This is a genomic window from Actinomyces sp. oral taxon 175 str. F0384 (assembly GCF_000223355.1).
GTDB classification, from domain to species: domain Bacteria; phylum Actinomycetota; class Actinomycetes; order Actinomycetales; family Actinomycetaceae; genus Actinomyces; species Actinomyces oris.
Genome location: NZ_AFUR01000007.1, coordinates 196,625 through 215,300, shown reverse-complemented (window position 1 = coordinate 215,300; position 18,676 = coordinate 196,625). Strand labels below are relative to the sequence as shown.

General features: G+C 70.4%; 19 protein-coding genes. 7 read left to right on the top strand and 12 right to left on the bottom strand.

The window, feature by feature from the left end; translation table 11 throughout:
- Positions 1-33: 33 nt before the first annotated feature.
- Positions 34-1,299: a cell wall metabolism sensor histidine kinase WalK gene (locus HMPREF9058_RS12460; RefSeq protein ID WP_043538403.1), complete on the bottom strand. Its 1,266-nt coding sequence runs from the start codon at positions 1,297-1,299 to the stop codon at positions 34-36.
- On the bottom strand, positions 1,296-1,955 hold the full coding sequence (locus HMPREF9058_RS12455; protein ID WP_009407792.1) for a response regulator transcription factor: 660 nt from the start codon (positions 1,953-1,955) through the stop codon (positions 1,296-1,298). Before HMPREF9058_RS12455 ends, HMPREF9058_RS12460 begins: the two co-directional genes overlap by 4 nt.
- A gap of 178 nt (positions 1,956-2,133) precedes the next feature.
- Here HMPREF9058_RS12455 and HMPREF9058_RS12450 point away from each other — a divergent pair, with 178 nt between their 5' ends.
- The 4 genes from HMPREF9058_RS12450 (at position 2,134) to HMPREF9058_RS12435 (ending at position 5,798) form a co-directional block, all read left to right on the top strand.
- A complete protein-coding gene (locus tag HMPREF9058_RS12450) occupies positions 2,134-2,601 on the top strand; it encodes a hypothetical protein (protein WP_009407646.1) in 468 nt (155 codons plus the stop codon).
- 83 nt (positions 2,602-2,684) lie between these two features.
- Positions 2,685-3,860: a peptidoglycan-binding protein gene (locus HMPREF9058_RS12445; RefSeq protein WP_009407686.1), complete on the top strand. Its 1,176-nt coding sequence runs from the start codon at positions 2,685-2,687 to the stop codon at positions 3,858-3,860.
- Positions 3,857-4,570: an ABC transporter ATP-binding protein gene (locus HMPREF9058_RS12440; RefSeq protein ID WP_009407635.1), complete on the top strand. Its 714-nt coding sequence runs from the start codon at positions 3,857-3,859 to the stop codon at positions 4,568-4,570. Before HMPREF9058_RS12445 ends, HMPREF9058_RS12440 begins: the two co-directional genes overlap by 4 nt.
- A complete protein-coding gene (locus HMPREF9058_RS12435) occupies positions 4,545-5,798 on the top strand; it encodes an ABC transporter permease (protein WP_009407569.1) in 1,254 nt (417 codons plus the stop codon). The genes HMPREF9058_RS12440 and HMPREF9058_RS12435 overlap by 26 nt, the downstream gene beginning before the upstream one ends.
- Positions 5,799-6,019: 221 nt before the next feature.
- On the opposite strand, the gene HMPREF9058_RS12430 is transcribed toward HMPREF9058_RS12435, so the two are convergent.
- The 6 genes from HMPREF9058_RS12430 to HMPREF9058_RS12405 form a co-directional block, all read right to left on the bottom strand.
- Positions 6,020-6,202 carry an Rv0909 family putative TA system antitoxin gene (locus tag HMPREF9058_RS12430; RefSeq protein WP_009407609.1) on the bottom strand — a complete coding sequence of 61 codons (183 nt, stop codon included), beginning with the start codon at positions 6,200-6,202 and terminating at the stop codon, positions 6,020-6,022.
- Between the two features lie 126 nt (positions 6,203-6,328).
- Positions 6,329-6,802 (bottom strand): MmcQ/YjbR family DNA-binding protein, encoded by a 474-nt coding sequence (locus HMPREF9058_RS12425; protein WP_009407683.1) that lies wholly within the window; start codon positions 6,800-6,802, stop codon positions 6,329-6,331.
- A gap of 333 nt (positions 6,803-7,135) precedes the next feature.
- Positions 7,136-7,345, bottom strand: coding sequence for a helix-turn-helix transcriptional regulator (locus HMPREF9058_RS12420; protein WP_003788881.1), 210 nt, complete (start codon positions 7,343-7,345; stop codon positions 7,136-7,138).
- Positions 7,342-8,109 carry a hypothetical protein gene (locus tag HMPREF9058_RS12415; RefSeq protein ID WP_009407610.1) on the bottom strand — a complete coding sequence of 256 codons (768 nt, stop codon included), beginning with the start codon at positions 8,107-8,109 and terminating at the stop codon, positions 7,342-7,344. Before HMPREF9058_RS12415 ends, HMPREF9058_RS12420 begins: the two co-directional genes overlap by 4 nt.
- Before the next feature lie 309 nt (positions 8,110-8,418).
- Positions 8,419-9,171 carry a hypothetical protein gene (locus HMPREF9058_RS12410; RefSeq protein ID WP_009407779.1) on the bottom strand — a complete coding sequence of 251 codons (753 nt, stop codon included), beginning with the start codon at positions 9,169-9,171 and terminating at the stop codon, positions 8,419-8,421.
- Between the two features lie 141 nt (positions 9,172-9,312).
- On the bottom strand, positions 9,313-9,993 hold the full coding sequence (locus HMPREF9058_RS12405) for a hypothetical protein (protein ID WP_043538402.1): 681 nt from the start codon (positions 9,991-9,993) through the stop codon (positions 9,313-9,315).
- A gap of 244 nt (positions 9,994-10,237) precedes the next feature.
- On the opposite strand from HMPREF9058_RS12405, the gene clpB reads away from it, so the two are divergent.
- On the top strand, positions 10,238-12,919 hold the full coding sequence (gene clpB / locus HMPREF9058_RS12400; protein ID WP_009407594.1) for an ATP-dependent chaperone ClpB: 2,682 nt from the start codon (positions 10,238-10,240) through the stop codon (positions 12,917-12,919).
- A gap of 143 nt (positions 12,920-13,062) precedes the next feature.
- Here clpB and HMPREF9058_RS12395 read toward each other — a convergent pair whose 3' ends face one another.
- The 3 genes from HMPREF9058_RS12395 to HMPREF9058_RS12385 form a co-directional block, all read right to left on the bottom strand.
- Entirely contained in the window at positions 13,063-14,094 is a 1,032-nt protein-coding gene (locus HMPREF9058_RS12395) for a DUF3152 domain-containing protein (protein WP_009407745.1), read from the bottom strand.
- An 85-nt stretch (positions 14,095-14,179) separates the two neighbouring features.
- Positions 14,180-14,743, bottom strand: coding sequence for an RES family NAD+ phosphorylase (locus HMPREF9058_RS12390; protein ID WP_009407513.1), 564 nt, complete (start codon positions 14,741-14,743; stop codon positions 14,180-14,182).
- A 62-nt stretch (positions 14,744-14,805) separates the two neighbouring features.
- The gene (locus HMPREF9058_RS12385; protein ID WP_009407538.1) at positions 14,806-15,396 is read right to left on the bottom strand and encodes a hypothetical protein; all 591 of its coding nucleotides are present in this window, start codon (positions 15,394-15,396) and stop codon (positions 14,806-14,808) included.
- Between the two features lie 423 nt (positions 15,397-15,819).
- Between HMPREF9058_RS12385 and HMPREF9058_RS12380 the strand changes: the two genes are divergently transcribed.
- On the top strand, positions 15,820-16,623 hold the full coding sequence (locus tag HMPREF9058_RS12380) for a TetR/AcrR family transcriptional regulator (RefSeq protein WP_302621228.1): 804 nt from the start codon (positions 15,820-15,822) through the stop codon (positions 16,621-16,623).
- 157 nt (positions 16,624-16,780) lie between these two features.
- Here the strand turns inward: HMPREF9058_RS12380 and HMPREF9058_RS12375 are convergent, their stop codons facing one another.
- Entirely contained in the window at positions 16,781-17,461 is a 681-nt protein-coding gene (locus HMPREF9058_RS12375) for an HAD family phosphatase (RefSeq protein WP_009407541.1), read from the bottom strand.
- Between the two features lie 198 nt (positions 17,462-17,659).
- On the opposite strand from HMPREF9058_RS12375, the gene HMPREF9058_RS12370 reads away from it, so the two are divergent.
- Complete coding sequence (locus HMPREF9058_RS12370) at positions 17,660-18,670, top strand: LacI family DNA-binding transcriptional regulator (RefSeq protein WP_009407695.1); 1,011 nt, start codon at positions 17,660-17,662, stop codon at positions 18,668-18,670.
- The last annotated feature ends 6 nt before the right edge of the window (positions 18,671-18,676 follow it).

Sequence of the window (18,676 nt, the reverse complement as noted above, 5' to 3'; positions counted from 1 at the left end):
CTGACGGTCGCCGGCCCGCGTGGCCGGCGACCGTCAGTCGTTGGGGTCGGCTGTGCTCGAGGCATCCTCGACCTGTCCCACCGGGAGCTCGAGGACGGCCGTCAGACCGCCGTCGGGGTTGGCGCTCAGGCGCAGCTCGCCGCCGTGCGCGGTGGCCACCGCCGTGACGATGGCCAGGCCCAGCCCGTGCCCGGAGCCCCGGGTCCGCCCCCGCCCCTCGCCGCGCACGAAGGGCTCGCGCAGGGACTCCACGCTCTCGGCCGCCACCACGGGGCCCTCGTTGCGGATCGTCAGGCGCATGCCGTCGTCCAGACGCGCCATGCCCACAGTGATGCGGCCGCCCTCGACGTTGTAGCGGGCCGCGTTGCGCAGCAGGTTGGAGACGCTCTGGCGCAGCAGCACCGGATCCCCGGGGACCCGGGCGGGCAGCAGATGGGTGGAGACGTGAAGCCCGCGTTCGGCGACCTCCGCAGCGATGAGGCCCAGGGCGTCACGGACCGTGGCCTCCATGTCCACGTCCTCGTGGGCCAGCTTGCCGGACTGGGCGTCGGCCAGGTCCAGCAGGGCGTCGATCGTCTCCCGGTTGGCGCGGTTGGTCTCCAGGACCCGGGTCAGCACCCGGCGCAGATCCTCGGCCGAGGCCTGCGGGTCGGACAGGGCGACGTCGATCATCGTCTGCGTGGTGGCCAGGGGAGTGCGCAGCTCGTGGGAGGCGTTGGCCGCGAACCGGCGGTGGACGGAGAAGGACCGCTCCAGGGAGGCCAGCATGTTGTCGAAGGTGTCCGCCAGGTCGTGGATCTCGTCGCGCGGGCCGGACAGGTCCAGCCGCTGACTGAGGTCGCCCGAGGCGGCGCGCTTGGCGGCCGCATTCATCGAGGACAGCGGCTGCAGCATCCGCCCCGCCAGGATCCAGCCGACGGTCCCGGAGAGCACCACGAGCAGCGCCAGCGCGCCGACGGCCGAGCGCATGATGCTGCTGAGCAGATCGAACAGGTTCGTGTCCACCTTGGCGGCCTCGCCGACCTGGGAGACCGGCACGGCGGCGGTCTCCCCGACCGGGTCGCCGATCTGGATGCTCAGCGTGACGTAGCGCGTGTAGAAGTAGACCAGGGCGATGAGGACCACGCCGGCAGCCGTCACCATCCCGGCGTAGGTCAGGGTCAGACGGGCCCGGATACTCAGGTGCCGGGCGCGACGCATGTGCTCCGTGCGGCCAGGCCGGGCGCCGTGGGGCCAGCTGTCGGCGCCGGGCCGCGCCGCGTCGTCGGCCCGGGTCCCCGCAGCCCCCTGCCCGCTCATGCGCTGAACCTGTAGCCCGCGCCGGGGACCGTCTGGATCACGCGCGGCTCACCGAGCTTGCGACGCAGGTGGGAGATCGTCACCCGCGTGGAGTTGGTGAAGGGGTCGGCGTTGGCGTCCCAGGCCTTCTCCAGGAGCGTCTCGGCGCTGAGCACCCCGCCCTCGGCCTCCATGAGGACCTGAAGGACCGCGAACTCCTTGGGACTGAGGTGAATGAAGCGCCCGTCCCGGTAGACCTCCCGGCGGAAGGGATCCAGGCGCACCCCGTGGGCATCGAGGACCGGGGTGCGCGCCGGCTGGCTGCGTCGCCCCAGGGCCCGCAGCCGGGCCACCAGCTCGGGGAACTCGAAGGGCTTAGTGAGGTAGTCGTCGGCTCCCAGCTCGAAACCGCCCACGCGCGCGTCCAACGTCCGGGACGCGGTGAGCATGAGGACCCGCGTGCTGGGGTGATCGCGCACCACCCGCCGGCAGACCTCGTCGCCGTGGACCACGGGCAGGTCCCGGTCCAGGACGATGATGTCGTAGTCGTTGACCGCCACCTGCTCCAGGGCGCTGGCCCCGTCGCCGACGACGTCCACGGCCATCGCCTCACGCCGCAGCCCGGTGGCGATGGCCTCAGCCAGGTACTCCTCATCCTCCACGACGAGCACGCGCATCGCCCTGCCTCCTTCACTGTGGATTCTTTCGGCTGGTCCCTCAGCGAACCAGCCGCTGTGTTGCCACAACATAAGCGAATTTGTGAACCCCGTGGCAACACCGCTCCCGGTTGGCTGTTCCCCGAACGAACGGACGCCACCGCGCCCCGACCCACGTGAGCCGAAAGGACCCTCTCCCATGAAGCAGCCCCTCAACACCCGGATCCTCACCCGCGCCGCCACAGTGCTGACCTGCGCCGTGTGCGCCGTCGGCCTCATGACCGGATGCTCCCAGGGCTCGAAGGCGGACTCGGCCGCCTCCGCCTCCGCCACCAGCGGGGACGACTACCTGCTCAAGATGGCCAAGTGCATGCGCGACAAGGGCATCGACGTCTCCGACCCCGACGCCAACGGCAACGTGCAGTTCCCCGACAACGAGGCCGCCACCAAGGCCGCCCAGGAGTGCGAGCAGATCGTCGGCCCCGCCCCCGGCACCGAGGACCTCGCCAAGCCCGAGACGCAGCAGGACCTGGTCAAGGCCGCCGAGTGCCTGCGCAAGGAGGGCTACGACGTGCCCGACCCCGAGGCCGGCAAGGGCATCCAGATCAACGGCGACATCCCCCAGGACGTCATGAACAAGTGCTTCTCCCAGGTCGGGAGCAAGTAACACCGCGCCCCTGCAGGCGCCACCAGACCACAGGCCCGCGCGGCCAGGCTGCCGCGCAGACACACACTCAGACAGGCAGACACATGGATCAGACCACCACCTCCACGCAGGCCGACGACGGCTCGACCGGCACCGCGGACAAGCCGGGCACGGCCCACCGCACCCGACGCCGGGCCTTCCTGGCCATGGGTGCCGCCGCGATCCTGGCGGCGGGCGCTGGTGCGGGCGCCTTCGCCTCCAGGTCGGGCCCCTTCGCGGCCAAGGCCAAGCCGACGACGTCGACCTTCAGCGGCGCCACCGACACCGTCACCAAGGGCGACCTCCAGGGACAGACCTCGGTGTCCGGGACCCTGCGCTACTCCGACTCGCGCAAGTTCAAGTCGGGCTTCGAGGGCGTTCTCATCCAGGTGCCGGCCTCCGGGGCCGTCCTGACCCAGGGCGACGTCCTCTACCGAACCGGCAACGAGACCGCCTACCTCATGCGCGGCAACCTGCCCGCCTGGCGCAGCTTCGAGGCCGGCATGGAGGACGGCGAGGACATCCGCCAGCTCGAGACGGCCCTGCGGGACCTGGGGTACTTCGACTACGAGCCCGACGACCACTTCAGCTGGGCCACCACCAGCGCCATCCTGAAGTGGCAGAAGGACCTCGACCTGCCCCGGACCGGGACCCTCCCACTGGGACGGATCGTCTTCACCCCCGGGGATCTGCGCGTGGGGACGGTCACCGCCCGCGTGGGGGACCGCGTCGCCGCCGACACCGAGCTCTTCGACGTCACCTCCACCACCCAGGTGGTCGACGCCAACATCAAGCTCTCCGACCAGAAGCTCGCCGTTGCCGGCACCGCCGTGACCATCAAGCTGCCCGACGCCAAGAAGACCGCCGGGAAGATCACCTCCGTGGGTACCCCCACCGAGAAGTCCTCCGGCTCCGGGTCCGGCGCCGGCTCCGGCTCGGGTGAGTCCAAGGAGCGGGTCATCCCCATCACCGTCACCCTCACCGACGCCTCGGCGACCACCAACTTCCAGGAGGTCTCCGTCACCGTCGACCTGCCCAGCGAGAAGCGCACGGGCGTCCTGTCGGTGCCGGTCGGGGCCCTGCTGGCCCTGAGCGCCGACCAGTACGGCGTCGAGATCGTCGAGGCCGGCGGCACCACCCGCAAGGTGCCGGTCACCATCGGGCTGTTCGCCGGCGGGCGCGTGGAGATCTCCGGTCAGGACATCTCCGAGGGACAGCGAGTGGTGGTGCCGCAGACATGAGCCGCATCCTGTCCCTGCGCGACGTGAAGCGCACCTACGGTGAGCCGCCCGTGGCCGCCTGCGCGGGCGTGAGCCTGGAGATCGACGACGGCGAGTTCGTCGCCATCGTCGGCCCCTCCGGCTCGGGCAAGTCCACACTCCTCAACCTCATCGGCACCCTGGACCGGCCCAGCTCCGGCACCGTCGAGATCGACGGCGTCGACGTCGGCTCCCTGTCCGACGCCAAGCTCTCGGCCCTGCGGGCCAGCCGCATCGGCTTCGTCTTCCAGCAGTTCCACCTGGCAGACGGCGTCAACGCGGTCGACAACGTCGCCGACGGCCTGCTCTACAGCGGGGTCCCCCGCTCCGAGCGGCGCCGGCGCGCCCGGGCCGCCCTGGAGCGCGTCGGCCTGGCCCACCGGCTCGACCACCGCCCCCACCAGATGAGCGGCGGCGAGCGCCAGCGGGTGGCCATCGCCCGGGCCGTCGTCGGCGAGCCCCCGCTGCTGCTGGCCGACGAGCCCACCGGGAACCTCGACTCCACCTCCGGGGCCTCGATCGTCGAGCTCCTTCACGAGCTCCACGCCCAAGGCACCACGATCATCGTCATCACCCACGACAACGAGCTGGCCGCCCAGCTCCCCAGGCAGATCGCCATCCGCGACGGCCGCATCGTGGGGGACTCAAGCCTGAAGGAGATCGTCCATGACGACGTCTACGCACCGGCGTGACCGGTCCGCGGCCGAGCGGGCCGGCCGCGCCCCGGTCCGGCGGATCCAGCGCTCGCGGCTGCGTCTGGCCGACGTGCTGCGCCTGGGAGGCACCGGCATCAAGGCCCGCCCCACCCGCGCCTTCCTGTCCGCACTGGGGATCGCCATCGGTATTGCCGCCATGATCTCGGTGGTGGGCATCTCTGCGTCCAGCCGCGCCCAGCTCTCCGCCCAGCTCGACTCGCTGGGGACCAACCTGCTGACGGCCACCGCCGGCCAGGACCTCTTCGGTAACTCCTCCTCCCTGCCGCAGGACAGCGTCGGCAAGGTCCGCCTCATCGACAACGTCCAGAGCGCCTCGAGCACCGGGCTGGTCAAGAACTCACTGGTCTACCGCACTCCGCTCATCGACAAGAACGCCTCCGGCGGCATCACCACCCTGGCCGCGGACAAGTCACTGCTCGACGTCGTGGCCGGACAGGTGGACAAGGGCACCTGGCTCAATGAGGCCACCAGCAAGTACCCGGCCACGGTCCTGGGGCAGACGGCGGCCCAGCGCCTCGGCGTCGTCTCACCGGGAACCAAGGTGTGGATCGGCGGGAACTGGTTCACCGTGGTCGGCATCCTCAAGCCGGTGGTGCTGGCCCCCGAGCTCAATAATGCCGCTCTCATCGGTCAGGGAGTGGCCAGCGACCTGCTGGGGCACGACGCCAAGCCGACGACGGTCTACACGCGCAGCCAGGACGCCGCCGTCCCCACGGTGCGCAAGCTGCTGGCGCCGTCGATCTCGCCGCAGGCCCCCAATGAGGTCAAGGTCTCGCGCCCCTCGGACGCGCTGGAGGCCAAGAACGCGGCCGACAAGGCCTTCACCGGCCTGCTGCTGGGCGTGGGCTCGATCGCCCTGCTCGTCGGCGGCATCGGGGTGGCCAACACGATGATCATCTCGGTGCTCGAGCGCCGTCGGGAGATCGGACTGAGACGGTCCCTGGGGGCGATGCGCGGACACATCCTTGTGCAGTTCATGACCGAGGCGCTGCTGCTGGCCTCCCTGGGCGGCGCCCTGGGGTGCATCATCGGGATCGGGGTGACCGCCGGGATGTCGGCCGCCAACGGCTGGCCCTTCAGTCTGCCGGTGATCGCCGTTGTCGGCGGTCTGGGAGTCACCATCGCCATCGGCGCCCTGGCCGGCGTGTACCCGGCCGTTCGGGCCTCCCGCACTCCTCCGACCGCCGCGCTCAACGCGCAATAGGCGAGCGCCGCCGGCCCGAGGGGAGGCTGATGAGACGTCCCGGTGGGAGACGGCTGGGCCCCGTGGTGGCGGCACCGGACTGTGGCGGCCGGTGCTTGAAAGAGATGGGGAGAGCCCAGCTGGCCGGGAACGCGTGAGGGCCCCGCACCGAACGGTGCGGGGCCCTCACTCCTGCGATCAGAAGACCGCGGTGCCTGTGGGTAGGCAGGCTCTCAGCCGGGTCACTCCGTGCCGAGCTTGCCGTCGACGGCGTCGCGGGCGGCGTCGATCTTGTCGTCGTACTTGCCGCCGGTCGCCTTCTTGGCAGCACCGGCTGCGGCGTCCAGCGCCTTGTCGCTGATCGCCTCGGCCTTGTCGGAGCTGAGAGCGTCACCGGCCTTCTTCGCCAGGTCATCAAGTCCCATCTGTGTCTCCTTCCGTCGGGTGGCCAGACGTCGGATGACGACGGCCTCGGCTGAATAGTGCCAGGTTTGCGCACCTGCGTCATCTGAGGTCGGCTCGGCCGCCGGCGGTGCCATCGGGGCGGCGCCTCACCACTGCCAGGTGGGGCGGGCGGGGGAGCCTGCGGCGTCGGCCAGGAGGACGGCCTCGCGCACGCGGCGGGTCAGGAGGGATAGGACGAGTCGGTAGGAGTCCTCGACCATGGCGGTGGCCTCGTCCGCGTGGTAGTCCGGGCTGGTGAGGTCGATGCTCACCCAGTGCCGCTTGGACTGGTGGAATCCCGGCTCCACCCACTCGAAGGTGGCCCGCACGGCGACGACGTCCTCGGGGTCGAGCTTGACGTTGGCCAGGAGGCGGCCGTCGGTGTGGGGGATGAGCAGCAGGAAGAGGCGGGGGCCCACGGAGGCGACAGGGATGTCCCACTCGGGCTTGTGCCCCGCCCAGGCGCCGGGCAGCGTGGCCGCCTTGGCCAGGAGCTCGTCGCGCCGGGCAGCCGCGGTGGCCTCGTCGACGCGCGTGGAGGACCCGTCGGGGCGAGGGCTGCGGCGGAGCGGTGCGGTCATCGACGTCGAGCCTACGTCCTCCCCCGCGGCTGGAGGACATGGTGTGCGGCCGGGTGCAGGAACTTCTGGCCAGGGACATCCTGTGCGGCGGGGTGCGGAAACTTCCGGCCGGGGACATCCTGCGCGTGCGGGGACGGGATTGCTGTCCCCGACGGCGTCGAATGCCCCCGGCTGGAAGGAAAAGTCCCCGGCCGCGTGGAGTGCCCCCTCCCGCGCAGCCCCCGGACATGAGAGAAAGTCCCCGGCTGCGTGGAGTGTCTCCGGCTGTAGGGAATGGTCCCCGACGGCGAGGACTGGCGGCGGGAGGGGCGCCGGGGACGCGTACTGGGCGGGTCAGTCCGACACGACCTCCAGCAGCTCTCCGACCGAGCACCCCAAGGCCTCGCAGATGGCGCAGAGTGTGGAGTAGCGAATGGCCTTGGCGCGGTCGTTCTTGAGCACGGAGAGGTTGACGGTGGTGACCCCGACCTTCTCGGAGAGCTCCACGAGCGTCATCCCGCGGGCGGCCAGCAGTTCATCGAGGTGGCAGACGACGCGACTCACACGAGCCCCTCGGTCTCCTCGCGCAGCACGGTGTTCTCCGCGGCCAGCCTGCCGGCGCGCTGGTACACGCGGTGCAGGGCGAGCAGCAGATGCATGGCGAGGATGAGGATGATGATGCTCTTGAGGGTCGGGATGTCGTTGCCGGTGGGGATGAACCCGGTCAGCTCTCCGTCTGCTCGGGCACCGGTGAGGTACTCGTCCGAGATCGCCATGCCTGAGATGTGCAGCGCTAAGGCGCTCAGCTGCTGTCCCAAGAGCAGCCAGAACAGGTGACCGCCCCGAGTGAAGAGGTGGTCGACGAATCCTGCTCGGTTCGGGCGGATCGCGGCGATGAACCGGATGAAGGCGACGGCGCAGGCCGCGATGAGGAGGAGGTGGATGACGATAACCAGGCCGACGAGGAACCGCGCGCCGCCGGACATCCCATGCAGAATCCCGTGGCTCACCGAGTAGCCGCCGAGCATCTCCATCGTCGCGTGCTTGAAGGACAACTGCTGGTCCAAGGCGGGGTCGCTGTCGGTGAACTCCAGCAGCAGTCCGCGGCCGTCGATGAGGCCCCACAGGTTGGAGCCGAGCGTGTAGAAGGGGGACAGGCACAGCAGGAACACCAGGAATGAGGTGAAGGCCAGGCTGCCGGTGCCGACGCCGGCGTCGGCACCGGGGGTGGCTCCGGCGTCATTCGTTGGGGACTGGTCGGCGGTCACCTTGCCGTCGAGGTCGGTGCCAGGGGTGGTGTCCGAGCCGGCTTCAGTGCTGGTCGTCATGATGACACTCCATATCGACTATCGATGCATCGATAGTCGATATGGTGCGCCTGCCTGCCCGGCTTGTCAACCATTCGTCCTGGACTCCGGGGTGGTGTCATCGGTCGGTGTCGATGGCTTCGCACAGAGGTGCCGCCCGCTGCCGGGGACATGGCGCGCGGTCGGGTGCAGCCCGCTCCCGGCGGGGACGGCCCACGCGTTGGGGGACGGGATTCTGGTCCCCGAACGCGCGAACCGCCCCCGGCCGGACAGAAATGTCCCCGACGGCGTCGAAGGTCCCCGGCTGAAGGAGAGAGTCCCCGAACGCGCTCAGTGGATCGTGTCGAGGATCGTGTTGGTGATCTCCTTCGCGTCCTGCGAGTTGCTGGCCGACACGTTGATGGTCGCATAGGTGGTGCGGCCGCCCGTGGACGGGGAGGTCGGCACCATGATGATGCTCCCGGCGAAGACGCTGCCGCCCTGCTCCGTCAGATAGACCGCTGCTGCGGCCTCGCCATGGGGGGTCTGTTTCGTCGAGTACTCCTGGAGCCTTCCGCCTTGAGCGGTGAGCTGCGACTTGAGGTCGGATTCGGACGGCAGGGAATCCGAGGGCTGTGTCTGCGAGAGCACGCTGACGTTGTTGTGGAACTGGAGGGCGTTCGCGTCCCTGGCCCGGTAGAAGAGGTCGTATGTGCCCAGCGTCTGCTCGAAGTCGGCGCGACTCATGTTCAGGTTCTGGGCGATCGCCTCCTTCTCCGCGGCGGAGAGTGTCTTGACGTCCACCCAGTCCTTCGGGACGGTGAAGGTGAGGCCGGTGCTGGCGCCGGTGACTTCCTGGCTGTCGGCGGGGATCGGCTTCGCCGACGCGTCGTCCTGGCTGGATGAAGTGCTGCCGGCGGAGGTCTCCTTGTCCTTGTCGTCCTTCTCCTCGGTGTCGCTCGTCGCTGAGGCCGAGGCGCTGTCGGAGGCGGCTGAGCTGGAGGTGCCGGAACCCCGAGTCGCCTGGGAACAGGCGGTCAGCACGGGGGCTGTGGTCAGAGTGAGGACGGCCAGTGCGGTCGCAGCGGTGCGTAGGCGTTTCATGATGCTCCAGTGCCTGAGATCGGGTGTGGCAACCAGGACATCACCTTCCGGCGGGAATGCTCGATGGAGACGACTCCCCGTCGTGGGGCCGCGGGGCTCGTGGTGGCTGGGCAGCGCGAGGCCCGTCGTTGCGCCCGCCCGTCAGCGGACCGTCGTGAGGATGGTGGACACGATGGTGTTGACCTCCTCGGCGCTGCCGGCGGTCACGGCGATGCGCACGTAGGTGCCCGACGACGTCGGAACGGCGATGACCGCGCCGGCCGTCTGGGTGCCCTGAACCTGTGCGGTGGAGGTGTCGACGGCGGCCTGTCCGTAGGTGGACGGCTTGGTGGAGTAGCCCGTCGGCGTGCCTCCCTGTCGGGTGATGATCTCATCCAGGCTCGCCTGGGACGGGGGCGTGGAGGAGGTCTCGGCCTCCTTGGCGACCGCGACGCTGTTGAAGGACAGGCCACCGCTCTGCGAGAACCGGCCGTAGAAGGCGTCGGTGCTGTTCAGACGCTGGGTGAGGGTGGAGGGGTCCACCCCCTGGGCCCGGGCGAGCAGCGCCTTCTGGGCCTCGGGAAGAGCGTTGAGGTCCTCCCAGTCCTCGGGGATCGCGAAGGTGAGCCCGGATGTCGGTGCGGTGACCGCCTGGTGGCCCGCCGGGATGGAGGGGGTCGTGCTGCCGGAGGCGCTCGCGCCGCCCCCGCTCGACGACGTCGCCGTGGCCGCGGGGGCCGAACCGGTTGCTGCGGCCGAGCCCGCCGACGAGGGGCTGGTCTGCGAGCAGCCCGCCAGAATGAGGATGGTGGCCAGGGCCAGGGTGGCGCGCGTGGTTCTCATGAGGTCTCCGGGGTGAGGACGGGGTCGTGATGTGACGATAGCGGCGTCGTGGAACAACGGTGTTTCAAGCGGTTGGTTGGCATGTTGCAGGTCGGCGCGATGACCGGCGGAATGTCTCCGGCAGAACCCCAATGAGTAGTCCACGTCACTGCCGGTCTCAGAAGTTGAGTGGAATAGACTCAACTCTGCGAAGGTTGTGGTGACCAGAAGACGCAACACGTCACTACCTCTGAAGGAGATCCGCATGGACACCAACTACACCACCAAGTCGCAGGAGGCGATCTCCGGGGCCATGCAGGCCGCCGCCGCGGCCGGCAACCCCCAGATCGCGCCCGCGCACCTGCTCGTTGAGCTCCTCTCCCAGCCCGACGGCGTCGCCGCCGGCCTCCTGGCCGCGGTCTGCCCCGACGCGGCGGCCCGCCAGGCTGTCGGCGCCTCCGCGCGCCGCATCCTCACCCAGCTGCCCGCCTCCTCTGGCTCCTCCATGACCCAGCCTCAGCCCTCGCGCTCCCTGCTGGCCGCCCTCGAGGCCGCCTCGACGGTCGCCAAGGAGCTGTCTGACGAGTACATCTCCACCGAGCACCTGCTCATCGGCCTGGCCAAGGGCGACGCCTCCGGCTCCGCCCCCACCGTGGCCCGCATCCTGGCCGACGCCGGCGCCACCCCGGAGGCCCTCATCGAGGCCCTGCCCCAGGTCCGCGGCTCGTCCCGCGTCACTTCCGCCAACCCCGAGGGCACCTACAAGACCCTCGAGAAGTACGGCACCGACCTCACCGAGGCCGCCCGGGAGGGCCGCCTCGACCCGGTCATCGGCCGCGACGCCGAGATCCGCCGCGTCGTGCAGGTCCTGTCCCGGCGCACCAAGAACAACCCCGTCCTCATCGGGGAGCCGGGCGTGGGCAAGACCGCCGTCGTCGAGGGCCTGGCCCAGCGCATCGTCGCGGGCGACGTCCCCGAGTCCCTGCGCGGCAAGCGCCTCATCTCCCTGGACCTGTCCGGGATGGTGGCCGGCGCCAAGTACCGCGGTGAGTTCGAGGAGCGCCTCAAGGCCGTCCTCAAGGAGATCAAGGACTCCGACGGCGAGGTCATCACCTTCATCGACGAGCTGCACACCGTCGTCGGCGCCGGTGGCGGCTCCGAGGGCGCCATGGACGCCGGCAACATGCTCAAGCCCATGCTGGCCCGCGGCGAGCTGCGCATGGTGGGAGCCACCACCCTGGACGAGTACCGCGAGAACATCGAGAAGGACCCCGCCCTGGAGCGCCGCTTCCAGCAGGTCTTCGTCGGTGAGCCCAGTGTCGAGGACACCGTGGCCATCCTGCGCGGCATCGCCCCCAAGTACGAGGCCCACCACCAGGTGACCATCTCCGACGGCGCCCTCGTGGCCGCCGCGACCCTCTCAGACCGCTACATCACCGGTCGCCAGCTGCCCGACAAGGCCATCGACCTGGTCGATGAGGCCGCCTCCCGGCTGCGCATGGAGCTCGACTCCAGCCCCGTCGAGATCGACGAGCTGCGCCGTCGCGTGGACCGCATGCGCATGGAGGAGGCCTACCTGGACGAGTCCATCGAGGACGTCTCCAAGGCCGACCCGGCTGACGTCGAGCGCCTCGAGCGCCTGCGCGCCGAGCTGGCCGACGCCTCCGAGGAGCTGGCCTCGCTCAACGCCCGCTGGGAGGCCGAGAAGGCCGGCCACAACAAGGTCGGTGAGCTGCGCGCCGCCCTGGACGAGATGCGCACCCGCGCCGACCTGGCCGAGCGCGAGGGCAACTTCGAGGAGGCCGGTCGTCTGCGCTACGGCGACATGCCCGCCCTGGAGCGCCAGATCCGCGAGGCCGAGGCCGCCGACGACGCCGCCGAGCAGACCGCCGGCGAGCCCATGATCGCCGAGAAGGTCGGCGCCCCCGAGATCGCCGAGGTCGTGGGCTCCTGGACCGGCATCCCCGTGGGCAAGCTCCTCCAGGGGGAGACCGAGAAGCTCCTGACCATGGAGGACGTCATCGGCGAGCGCCTCATCGGCCAGAAGGCCGCCGTGGCCGCCGTGGCCGACGCGGTGCGCCGCTCGCGGGCCGGCATCTCCGACCCCGACCGCCCCACCGGCTCCTTCCTCTTCCTGGGTCCCACGGGCGTGGGCAAGACCGAGCTGGCCAAGGCCCTGGCCGAGTTCCTCTTCGACGACGAGCGCGCCATCGTGCGCATCGACATGTCCGAGTACTCCGAGAAGCACTCCGTGGCGCGCCTCGTGGGCGCCCCTCCCGGGTACGTCGGCTACGAGGAGGGCGGCCAGCTCACCGAGGCCGTGCGGCGTCGGCCCTACTCCGTGGTCCTTCTCGACGAGGTCGAGAAGGCCCACCCCGAGGTCTTCGACATCCTCCTGCAGGTGCTCGACGACGGCCGCCTTACCGACGGCCAGGGGCGCACGGTCGACTTCCGCAACGTCATCCTCGTGCTCACCTCGAACCTGGGCAGCCAGTTCCTCACCGACCCGCTCACCAGCCCCGAGGAGAAGCGCAACGGGGTCATGAGCGTGGTCCAGGCCTCCTTCAAGCCGGAGTTCCTCAACCGCCTCGACGACATCATCATCTTCGAGGCCCTCTCCAAGGAGGAGCTGGGCGAGATCGTCGAGATCCAGCTGGCGCGCATCGCTCAGCGCCTGACGGACCGGCGCCTGAGCCTGGAGGTCACCGACGCCGCCCGCAGCTGGCTGGCCGACGAGGGCTACGACCCCGCCTACGGGGCCCGGCCACTGCGCCGCCTCGTCCAGCGCGAGATCGGCGACCGCCTGGCCCGCATGCTGCTGGCCGGGGAGGTCCTCGACGGGCAGAAGGTCGTCGTCGACAAGGTTGACGGCTCCGAGGGGCTCACGCTGCGGGCCGAGGGCGAGGCGCACCCGCCGTCGGCCTCCTCGGCGGCGTCGCCGGCCTGATCCCGGAACCCGACCGAGCCCACCGCCTGGAGCAGAGGCTGTGACAGGCCAGTGATGAAGGGGCGGGCCCACCTGAGTGGTGGGCCCGCCCCTTTGTGCTGCCAGCGCGCTGCCGGCTCACGCTGCCGGCGGCGTCGCGGACCTCAGCCGGGCTGGTTGTCCTGGGTGGGCCAGGCGTTGTACACGCAGCCGCCGGCCAGGTCGTGGCTCTGCTGAGCCATGAGCGGGGCCTTGAGGCCGGCCCCGGCGCAGAACTCGTGCTCGTGGCCGAGGAAGTGACCCACCTCGTGGTTGGTGACATAGGTGCGGTAGGAGTCGACGTCGGGGTAGGTGACGGCGCCCCAGTTCCACCGGTCGGAGTTGATGACCACGTTGTCCCCGTTGCGGCAGCTCCACATGCCGCCGGTGTCCAGCGGTGAGCACAGGGCGTCGGCGCTGGGCGGCGTGGCGATGTTGAAGGTGAAGTCCGCGCTCGCGGGGTCGGCCACCGGCTGGAAGGAGGTGTTCTGCGCGGTGGGCCAGCCGCGCTCGTCATTGAGGATGCGCTCCACGATGGGGGCCGCCGTTGCGGCGTCGACATGTGTGCCGCCCTCGACCCGCAGCACGTAGCGGTAGACGGTGGCGGCCGCGGGGCGGGAGATGGGCACGGCCGGTGCGATGGTCCAGCTGCCGTTGCCGACGGCGCCGGAGTGCGCGAAGCCCTCGGAGTCCAGCTGCGGGGACGGCAGCGCCGAGGCCGACGGCGTTGATGAGGCGGAGGGGGTGGCCGAGGCTGACGGCGAGGCCGCGCGGCTGGCGGACGCCCGGGCGGAGGGCTGGGCCGCGGCCTTGGCCGGGGTTGCGGACCGGCTTGCGGAGGAGCTAAGCGGCAGGGCAAAACCGGGGTGGAGCCCCCAGGCTCGCAGTCCGACGACGATCAGGGCCAGTGCCACGACGAAGGTCGTGCCGTACAGGAGCCGGTTGCGGGCGCGACGCCGACGTCGCTCCCGGCGGGCGATGGTGAGGGCTCGCCGGCTGGCGGGATCGGGCGCGTCCGACGAAGGGCGCTGCGGGGAGGGCCGGCCCTCAGGGCTGCGTCGATGACCGGCGGATGTTCGACGGCGTCCAGGTGCCGACGATGAGGCGCGGCCGGGGCGGGAGGGGCGCCGCGGCGGCTGCGGGGTCGAGGGACGCATGCGACCATCGTAGGGGCGTGCGCCCGACCGACCCGCCGGGAGGTGCCCCTGCGCGCCCAAGGTCACATGCGGCGTCGGGGTAGGCTCAGACGATCTCGTAGCCGATGTCGGGGGCGAGCGTCTTCAGCAGGGCGTAGAGCGTGGCGTCGGCCAGCGGGGCGGTGTCCCGGGGCAGGGTCGGCAGGCTGTCGCGCGCGGGGGAGAACAGCACTGTCATCTCGCTCCCGGTCATCGTCGAGCGGGCGCGCAGACCGTCGATGTCGGGCAGCTGAATCCGGATGGCTCGCGCCCAGGCTCGGCACGTCGAGCGCAGGGCGCTGTCGAGGCTGACCGAGGCTCCGTTGCGCAGCGCCCAGGTGCTGGTGAGATCGAGCAGGCGCAGCGGACGAGTCGCCTCCCAGACCTGCAGAAGGGGCATATCGCTGTGCGTGTCGATGACGCGGGTATCGGCGAAGACCTCCGCGACGCACGTGAGTAGGTCGTCGGCGGTGTACAGGACCCCGTGCTCCGGATGCTCCCCCGTCGGCAGCGGGTGCGGATCCCAACGGCATCGCGGGTGCGGCCCCCAGGTCCGCAGCTCGCCCCACGGCAGGGGATGAGGGCTGTGTGCGAAGGCGACGCGGGCGAGCTCGGCGTGCTCCACCGTCACGATGTCCTCCGGGCGGGTGTGGAGCGTCGACGGCGGTTGTGGAGGATTCTTCGGTCGGGGACTCACCGGTGGTCCGCATCCGAGAGCTGCTGGACGACCGCCGCCGGGTCCCCGCCGGCGATCAGCCACTGCGCGGGTGTCGCCCCGTCGAGCAGCTCGGGGTCCGACGTCGTCATCCGCGCCTCGATGGTGGCCGGCGTCAGCCCCTCGCGCAGGGTGGGCACCACCGTTGCCAGGCCCGGGATCGGGCGGCCCTCATGGAACTGCCACGTGGGGAACCTCAGCGACCGCGCCTCGCGGTAGGCGTAGAGAGTGCGCCCGGCCGCTCGGGTGATCGTCGTCGTTGTCCGGCTGAGCAGGGTGGCGACCTGGCGGGTGCTCAGAGAGCGCGCCAGCGTGCAGGCCGCCTGGACGGCCTCATGCTGGGCGGTGAGCTGCTCGGCGTACGTGCGATCGGACAGGATGCGCTCCACTGTGCGGGCTGTGGACTTGCTGCGGCCGCGAGGGGTGGTTCGGGCCAGGAAGTCGGTCATGCCGGCGGACACCGGGCCGGCGCCGCCCTGCGACGTGCGGGCAGTGGCCTCGCGCATCGCGTCCGCGAGCTCCTCTTCGCCGAGGTCGAGCTGGTCGAGCAGTCCGGCAAGAACAGTCATGGCACGAGTGTAATGCATTGAGTTTGCATGTGCATGCGTACACGATGCGCCTCGGTGGCCCCTGATGGGGGTGGTGGCCGGTCGTCAGGGAGGCTCGCGGCATGTATTTGAACCGGAAACAAGAATCTCGCAAGTGTTACACAACTGTGACCAATGTGGCGCTGCACTGCGAACCTGGATGAAATCACCAAAGAGCCTGGGTGTCGACGGGAGGTTGCGGTGGCCAGCAATCCCAGCAGCCCCAACAGACCGCGCGGTCGGGGAACTCTGTGCTGGTAGGAGCCGGTTAATTGTGTGAAAACCGAGACCAAGTCGTCACTCACGTCACGGGGAGGGCACGTGGAGGTCACACTTGAGCGGATTATTCCGATGAGGGCCTTTCTGCCTTGCAATTCCCTTACTGGAAGGTGCCATGATGCCGCCATGAACACTGTCAGTACCCCGACTTCGCCCCAAGCTGCCCCGGCTAGGCGGCGCGGACCCGGGCGCCCCCGAGCGGGTAGCGAGGACAAGCGAGCACGCATCCTCAATGAAGCCGTGGTTCTCTTCGGAGAGCACGGGTATGCCGGCACCTCCCTGGCCGACATCGCCAACGCGGCAGACATTTCCAAGGCCGGACTCCTGCACCACTTCTCCTCCAAGGACGAGCTCTTCTGCAAGGTGCTGGAGCGCCGTGACCGCGAGGACGCCCTGAGCATTCTCGTGGAGTCCCCGGCCGTCGAGGGCGACGCCGCTGAGGCTCCCGTCGACACCATCGGCAACCTGGACACCCTCGACGTCGCGGGTGCCTCCGACCTGGACGGCAACCCCTGGGCCCTGCTGGAGCGCTACATCGAGCTGCTCGAGCGCAACGTCGCTCACCGGGACCTCACGGCGATCTACACCGCGACGGCGGTCTCGGTCCTTGATGCCGAGCACCCCGCGCACCGGTGGATGGCCAACCACCTCAACAGCGCCGTCGAGCGCTTCGAGTCCAGCTTCGAGGCCGGCAAGACCGCCGGGCTCGTGGACCCGGAGATGCCCTCGCGCCTCGTGGCGCGCAGCCTGGTCGCCCTCATCGATGGCCTCCAGCTGCAGTGGCTGTGCTCGACGACGCCCGGGACGGCCGCTGCGGAGTCCCTGTCCACCGACCTGGTGGCGGAGATCCGCCTCTACGCCGACTGCCTGCGCAGCCAGTGGGAGGTCCAGGAGACCCCGGAGACCCCTCAGCGCCCTAAGGCCGCCTGACGGTCAGAGGCGCCGCGTCGCCCTGGGCTCGGCGCCTCCACGAATCCTCATCTGAATCCCTATCCATCCCATCCGGCTCGGGAACCTCGTGTTCCCGAGCCGGTCCTGTCCTCGGGCGCCGGTCGTGAGCGGGTGGCCCGCCTGATTCCGGGCCGATTCAGCGGTCCGCCCACAGCAGCAGGTGCGGGGTGATCGAGGCCAGGTCCGGGACGACGACGAGGCCGGGGTCGGCCGGGAAGTGCTTGGTCGTCCCGATCTGCACGACGTGGATCCCGTTGCCCCGGGCCGAGGCGGCCCCCGTGGGGGAGTCCTCGACGACGACGCAGTCCTGGGGACGCAGGGCGAGGCGCTCGACCGCCGTGGCGTAGGGCAGCGGATCGGGCTTGGCGCCGACGCCGTCGTCACCGGTGACCAGGACGGCGAAGACGTCGCCGAGTGCGGAGGCCACCTTCTCGACGATCCGGCGCGGTGAGGCCGACACGATTCCCTGGGCCAGCCCCACCTCTGACAGTGCCGAGGTGATCCGCAGCGCCCCGGGCAGCAGGGGAGGGGCGGCGCTCACGGAGGCCTCGACGTCGTGCGCGATCGCCTCGAAGACCTCCTGCGTGGCCGGATCGTCCCAGGAGCGGGTGGCGCCGGTGGCGGCAATGAGCTCGCGGGCCTGACGGATCGAGGCTCCCGTCATCTGGGCGACGAGCTCGGGGCGCGGGTCGCCGCCCAGGGCCTGGCAGTGGTGGATGAATGCCTCGTCCCAGAAGGGCTGGGAGTCCATGAGGGTGCCGTCCATGTCCCACAGGACAGCGCGCACCGTGAAGTTGGGAGTGGGGGAGGTCGTCATGAGAAATAGCCTAGCCGGAGGGTGGCGCGGCGCACAGGTACTGGGTGCGCTGCCTCATGACCCGCCTGCCGGCGCTCAGGGTTATGCGCTGCGTCCTCGTCCTGGCAGACTGCCGTCAGGACGCCAGGTGGTGCACGTGCCGGAACCCAACGGGGTGTGCAGGTGGCGGCGCAGTCGGAGGGGCCGGGAGGAGAGCGGGTGGGCGACACCTACAGGACCACGATGGCGGACGTGGCCAAGGCGGCCGGCGTCTCGCGCACCACGGTGTCCTTCGTGCTCAACAACCGCGACGGGGCTCGTATCCCACCGCAGACCCGCGAGCGCGTCCAGCAGGTGGCTGCCGAGCTCGGCTACCGCCCGCACGGCGGGGCGCGGGCCCTGGCTTCGCGCCGGTCCTCCCTGATCGGCCTGGTCTCCGAGATCGTTACCAGTCCCTTTGCCGCCGCCACGATCCGCGGGATCCAGGACAGCGTCCGGGCCGCCGGCTACACCCTGTTCATCGTGCCGACCTCGACGGAGGCCACCGTGGATGGCGAGGCCTTCGAGACGCTGCTGAAGTCCCGGGTCGAGGGGATCATCTACGCCACCGGCTGGAACTGTCGGGTTCGCATGCCGGCGCAGGCCCGCGAGATCCCCACCGTCCTGGTCCACTGCATCGACCCGGTCTCCGGCCTTCCCTGCGTGCGCCCTGACGAGGAGCAGATGGGGCGCCTGGCCGCGCAGGCGCTCCTGGAGGGCCACCACCGCGACATCGGCGTCATCGAGCTCGACCCCAACGACGGTGAGGCCGCTCCGGGGCGGCGCGTCGGCTGCCGGACCTACCTGGAGCAGGCCGGCATTCCTTGGAGCACCGTGCACGTGGCTGTCGGCCACGGCACCGCCCGGGACGGGTATGCGGCTGCCTCCCGCCTCCTGACGGACCATCCCTGGCTGACCGGGCTGGTGTGCGGCAACGACTGCATGGCGATGGGGGCCTATGCCGCGATCCGTGAACAGGGGCTGAGGGTGCGTGAGGACGTGGCCGTCATCGGGATCGACGACCAAGAGCTCATCGCCGACCAGGTCCATCCGGCCCTGACGACGGTCGCGCTGCCCTTCGAGGAGATGGGACAGGTGGCCGTCTCCCACCTGCTGGCCCTCATGGAGGGCGAGGAGGTGCCCGCTGAGACGCTCCTGCCGGGCACGATCATCCGTCGCTCCTCGGCCTGACAGCGC

Bases quoted from the DNA above. Each gene is read 5' to 3' on its own strand.
- HMPREF9058_RS12460 (WP_043538403.1), bottom strand. From the start codon at position 1,299: ATGAGCGGGCAGGGGGCTGCGGGGACCCGGGCCGACGACGCGGCGCGG.
- HMPREF9058_RS12455 (WP_009407792.1), bottom strand. From the start codon at position 1,955: ATGCGCGTGCTCGTCGTGGAGGATGAGGAGTACCTGGCTGAGGCCATC.
- HMPREF9058_RS12450 (WP_009407646.1), top strand. From the start codon at position 2,134: ATGAAGCAGCCCCTCAACACCCGGATCCTCACCCGCGCCGCCACAGTG.
- HMPREF9058_RS12445 (WP_009407686.1), top strand. From the start codon at position 2,685: ATGGATCAGACCACCACCTCCACGCAGGCCGACGACGGCTCGACCGGC.
- HMPREF9058_RS12440 (WP_009407635.1), top strand. From the start codon at position 3,857: ATGAGCCGCATCCTGTCCCTGCGCGACGTGAAGCGCACCTACGGTGAG.
- HMPREF9058_RS12435 (WP_009407569.1), top strand. From the start codon at position 4,545: ATGACGACGTCTACGCACCGGCGTGACCGGTCCGCGGCCGAGCGGGCC.
- HMPREF9058_RS12430 (WP_009407609.1), bottom strand. From the start codon at position 6,202: ATGGGACTTGATGACCTGGCGAAGAAGGCCGGTGACGCTCTCAGCTCC.
- HMPREF9058_RS12425 (WP_009407683.1), bottom strand. From the start codon at position 6,802: ATGACCGCACCGCTCCGCCGCAGCCCTCGCCCCGACGGGTCCTCCACG.
- HMPREF9058_RS12415 (WP_009407610.1), bottom strand. From the start codon at position 8,109: ATGACGACCAGCACTGAAGCCGGCTCGGACACCACCCCTGGCACCGAC.
- HMPREF9058_RS12410 (WP_009407779.1), bottom strand. From the start codon at position 9,171: ATGAAACGCCTACGCACCGCTGCGACCGCACTGGCCGTCCTCACTCTG.
- HMPREF9058_RS12405 (WP_043538402.1), bottom strand. From the start codon at position 9,993: ATGAGAACCACGCGCGCCACCCTGGCCCTGGCCACCATCCTCATTCTG.
- clpB (WP_009407594.1), top strand. From the start codon at position 10,238: ATGGACACCAACTACACCACCAAGTCGCAGGAGGCGATCTCCGGGGCC.
- HMPREF9058_RS12395 (WP_009407745.1), bottom strand. From the start codon at position 14,094: ATGCGTCCCTCGACCCCGCAGCCGCCGCGGCGCCCCTCCCGCCCCGGC.
- HMPREF9058_RS12385 (WP_009407538.1), bottom strand. From the start codon at position 15,396: ATGACTGTTCTTGCCGGACTGCTCGACCAGCTCGACCTCGGCGAAGAG.
- HMPREF9058_RS12380 (WP_302621228.1), top strand. From the start codon at position 15,820: ATGAACACTGTCAGTACCCCGACTTCGCCCCAAGCTGCCCCGGCTAGG.
- HMPREF9058_RS12375 (WP_009407541.1), bottom strand. From the start codon at position 17,461: ATGACGACCTCCCCCACTCCCAACTTCACGGTGCGCGCTGTCCTGTGG.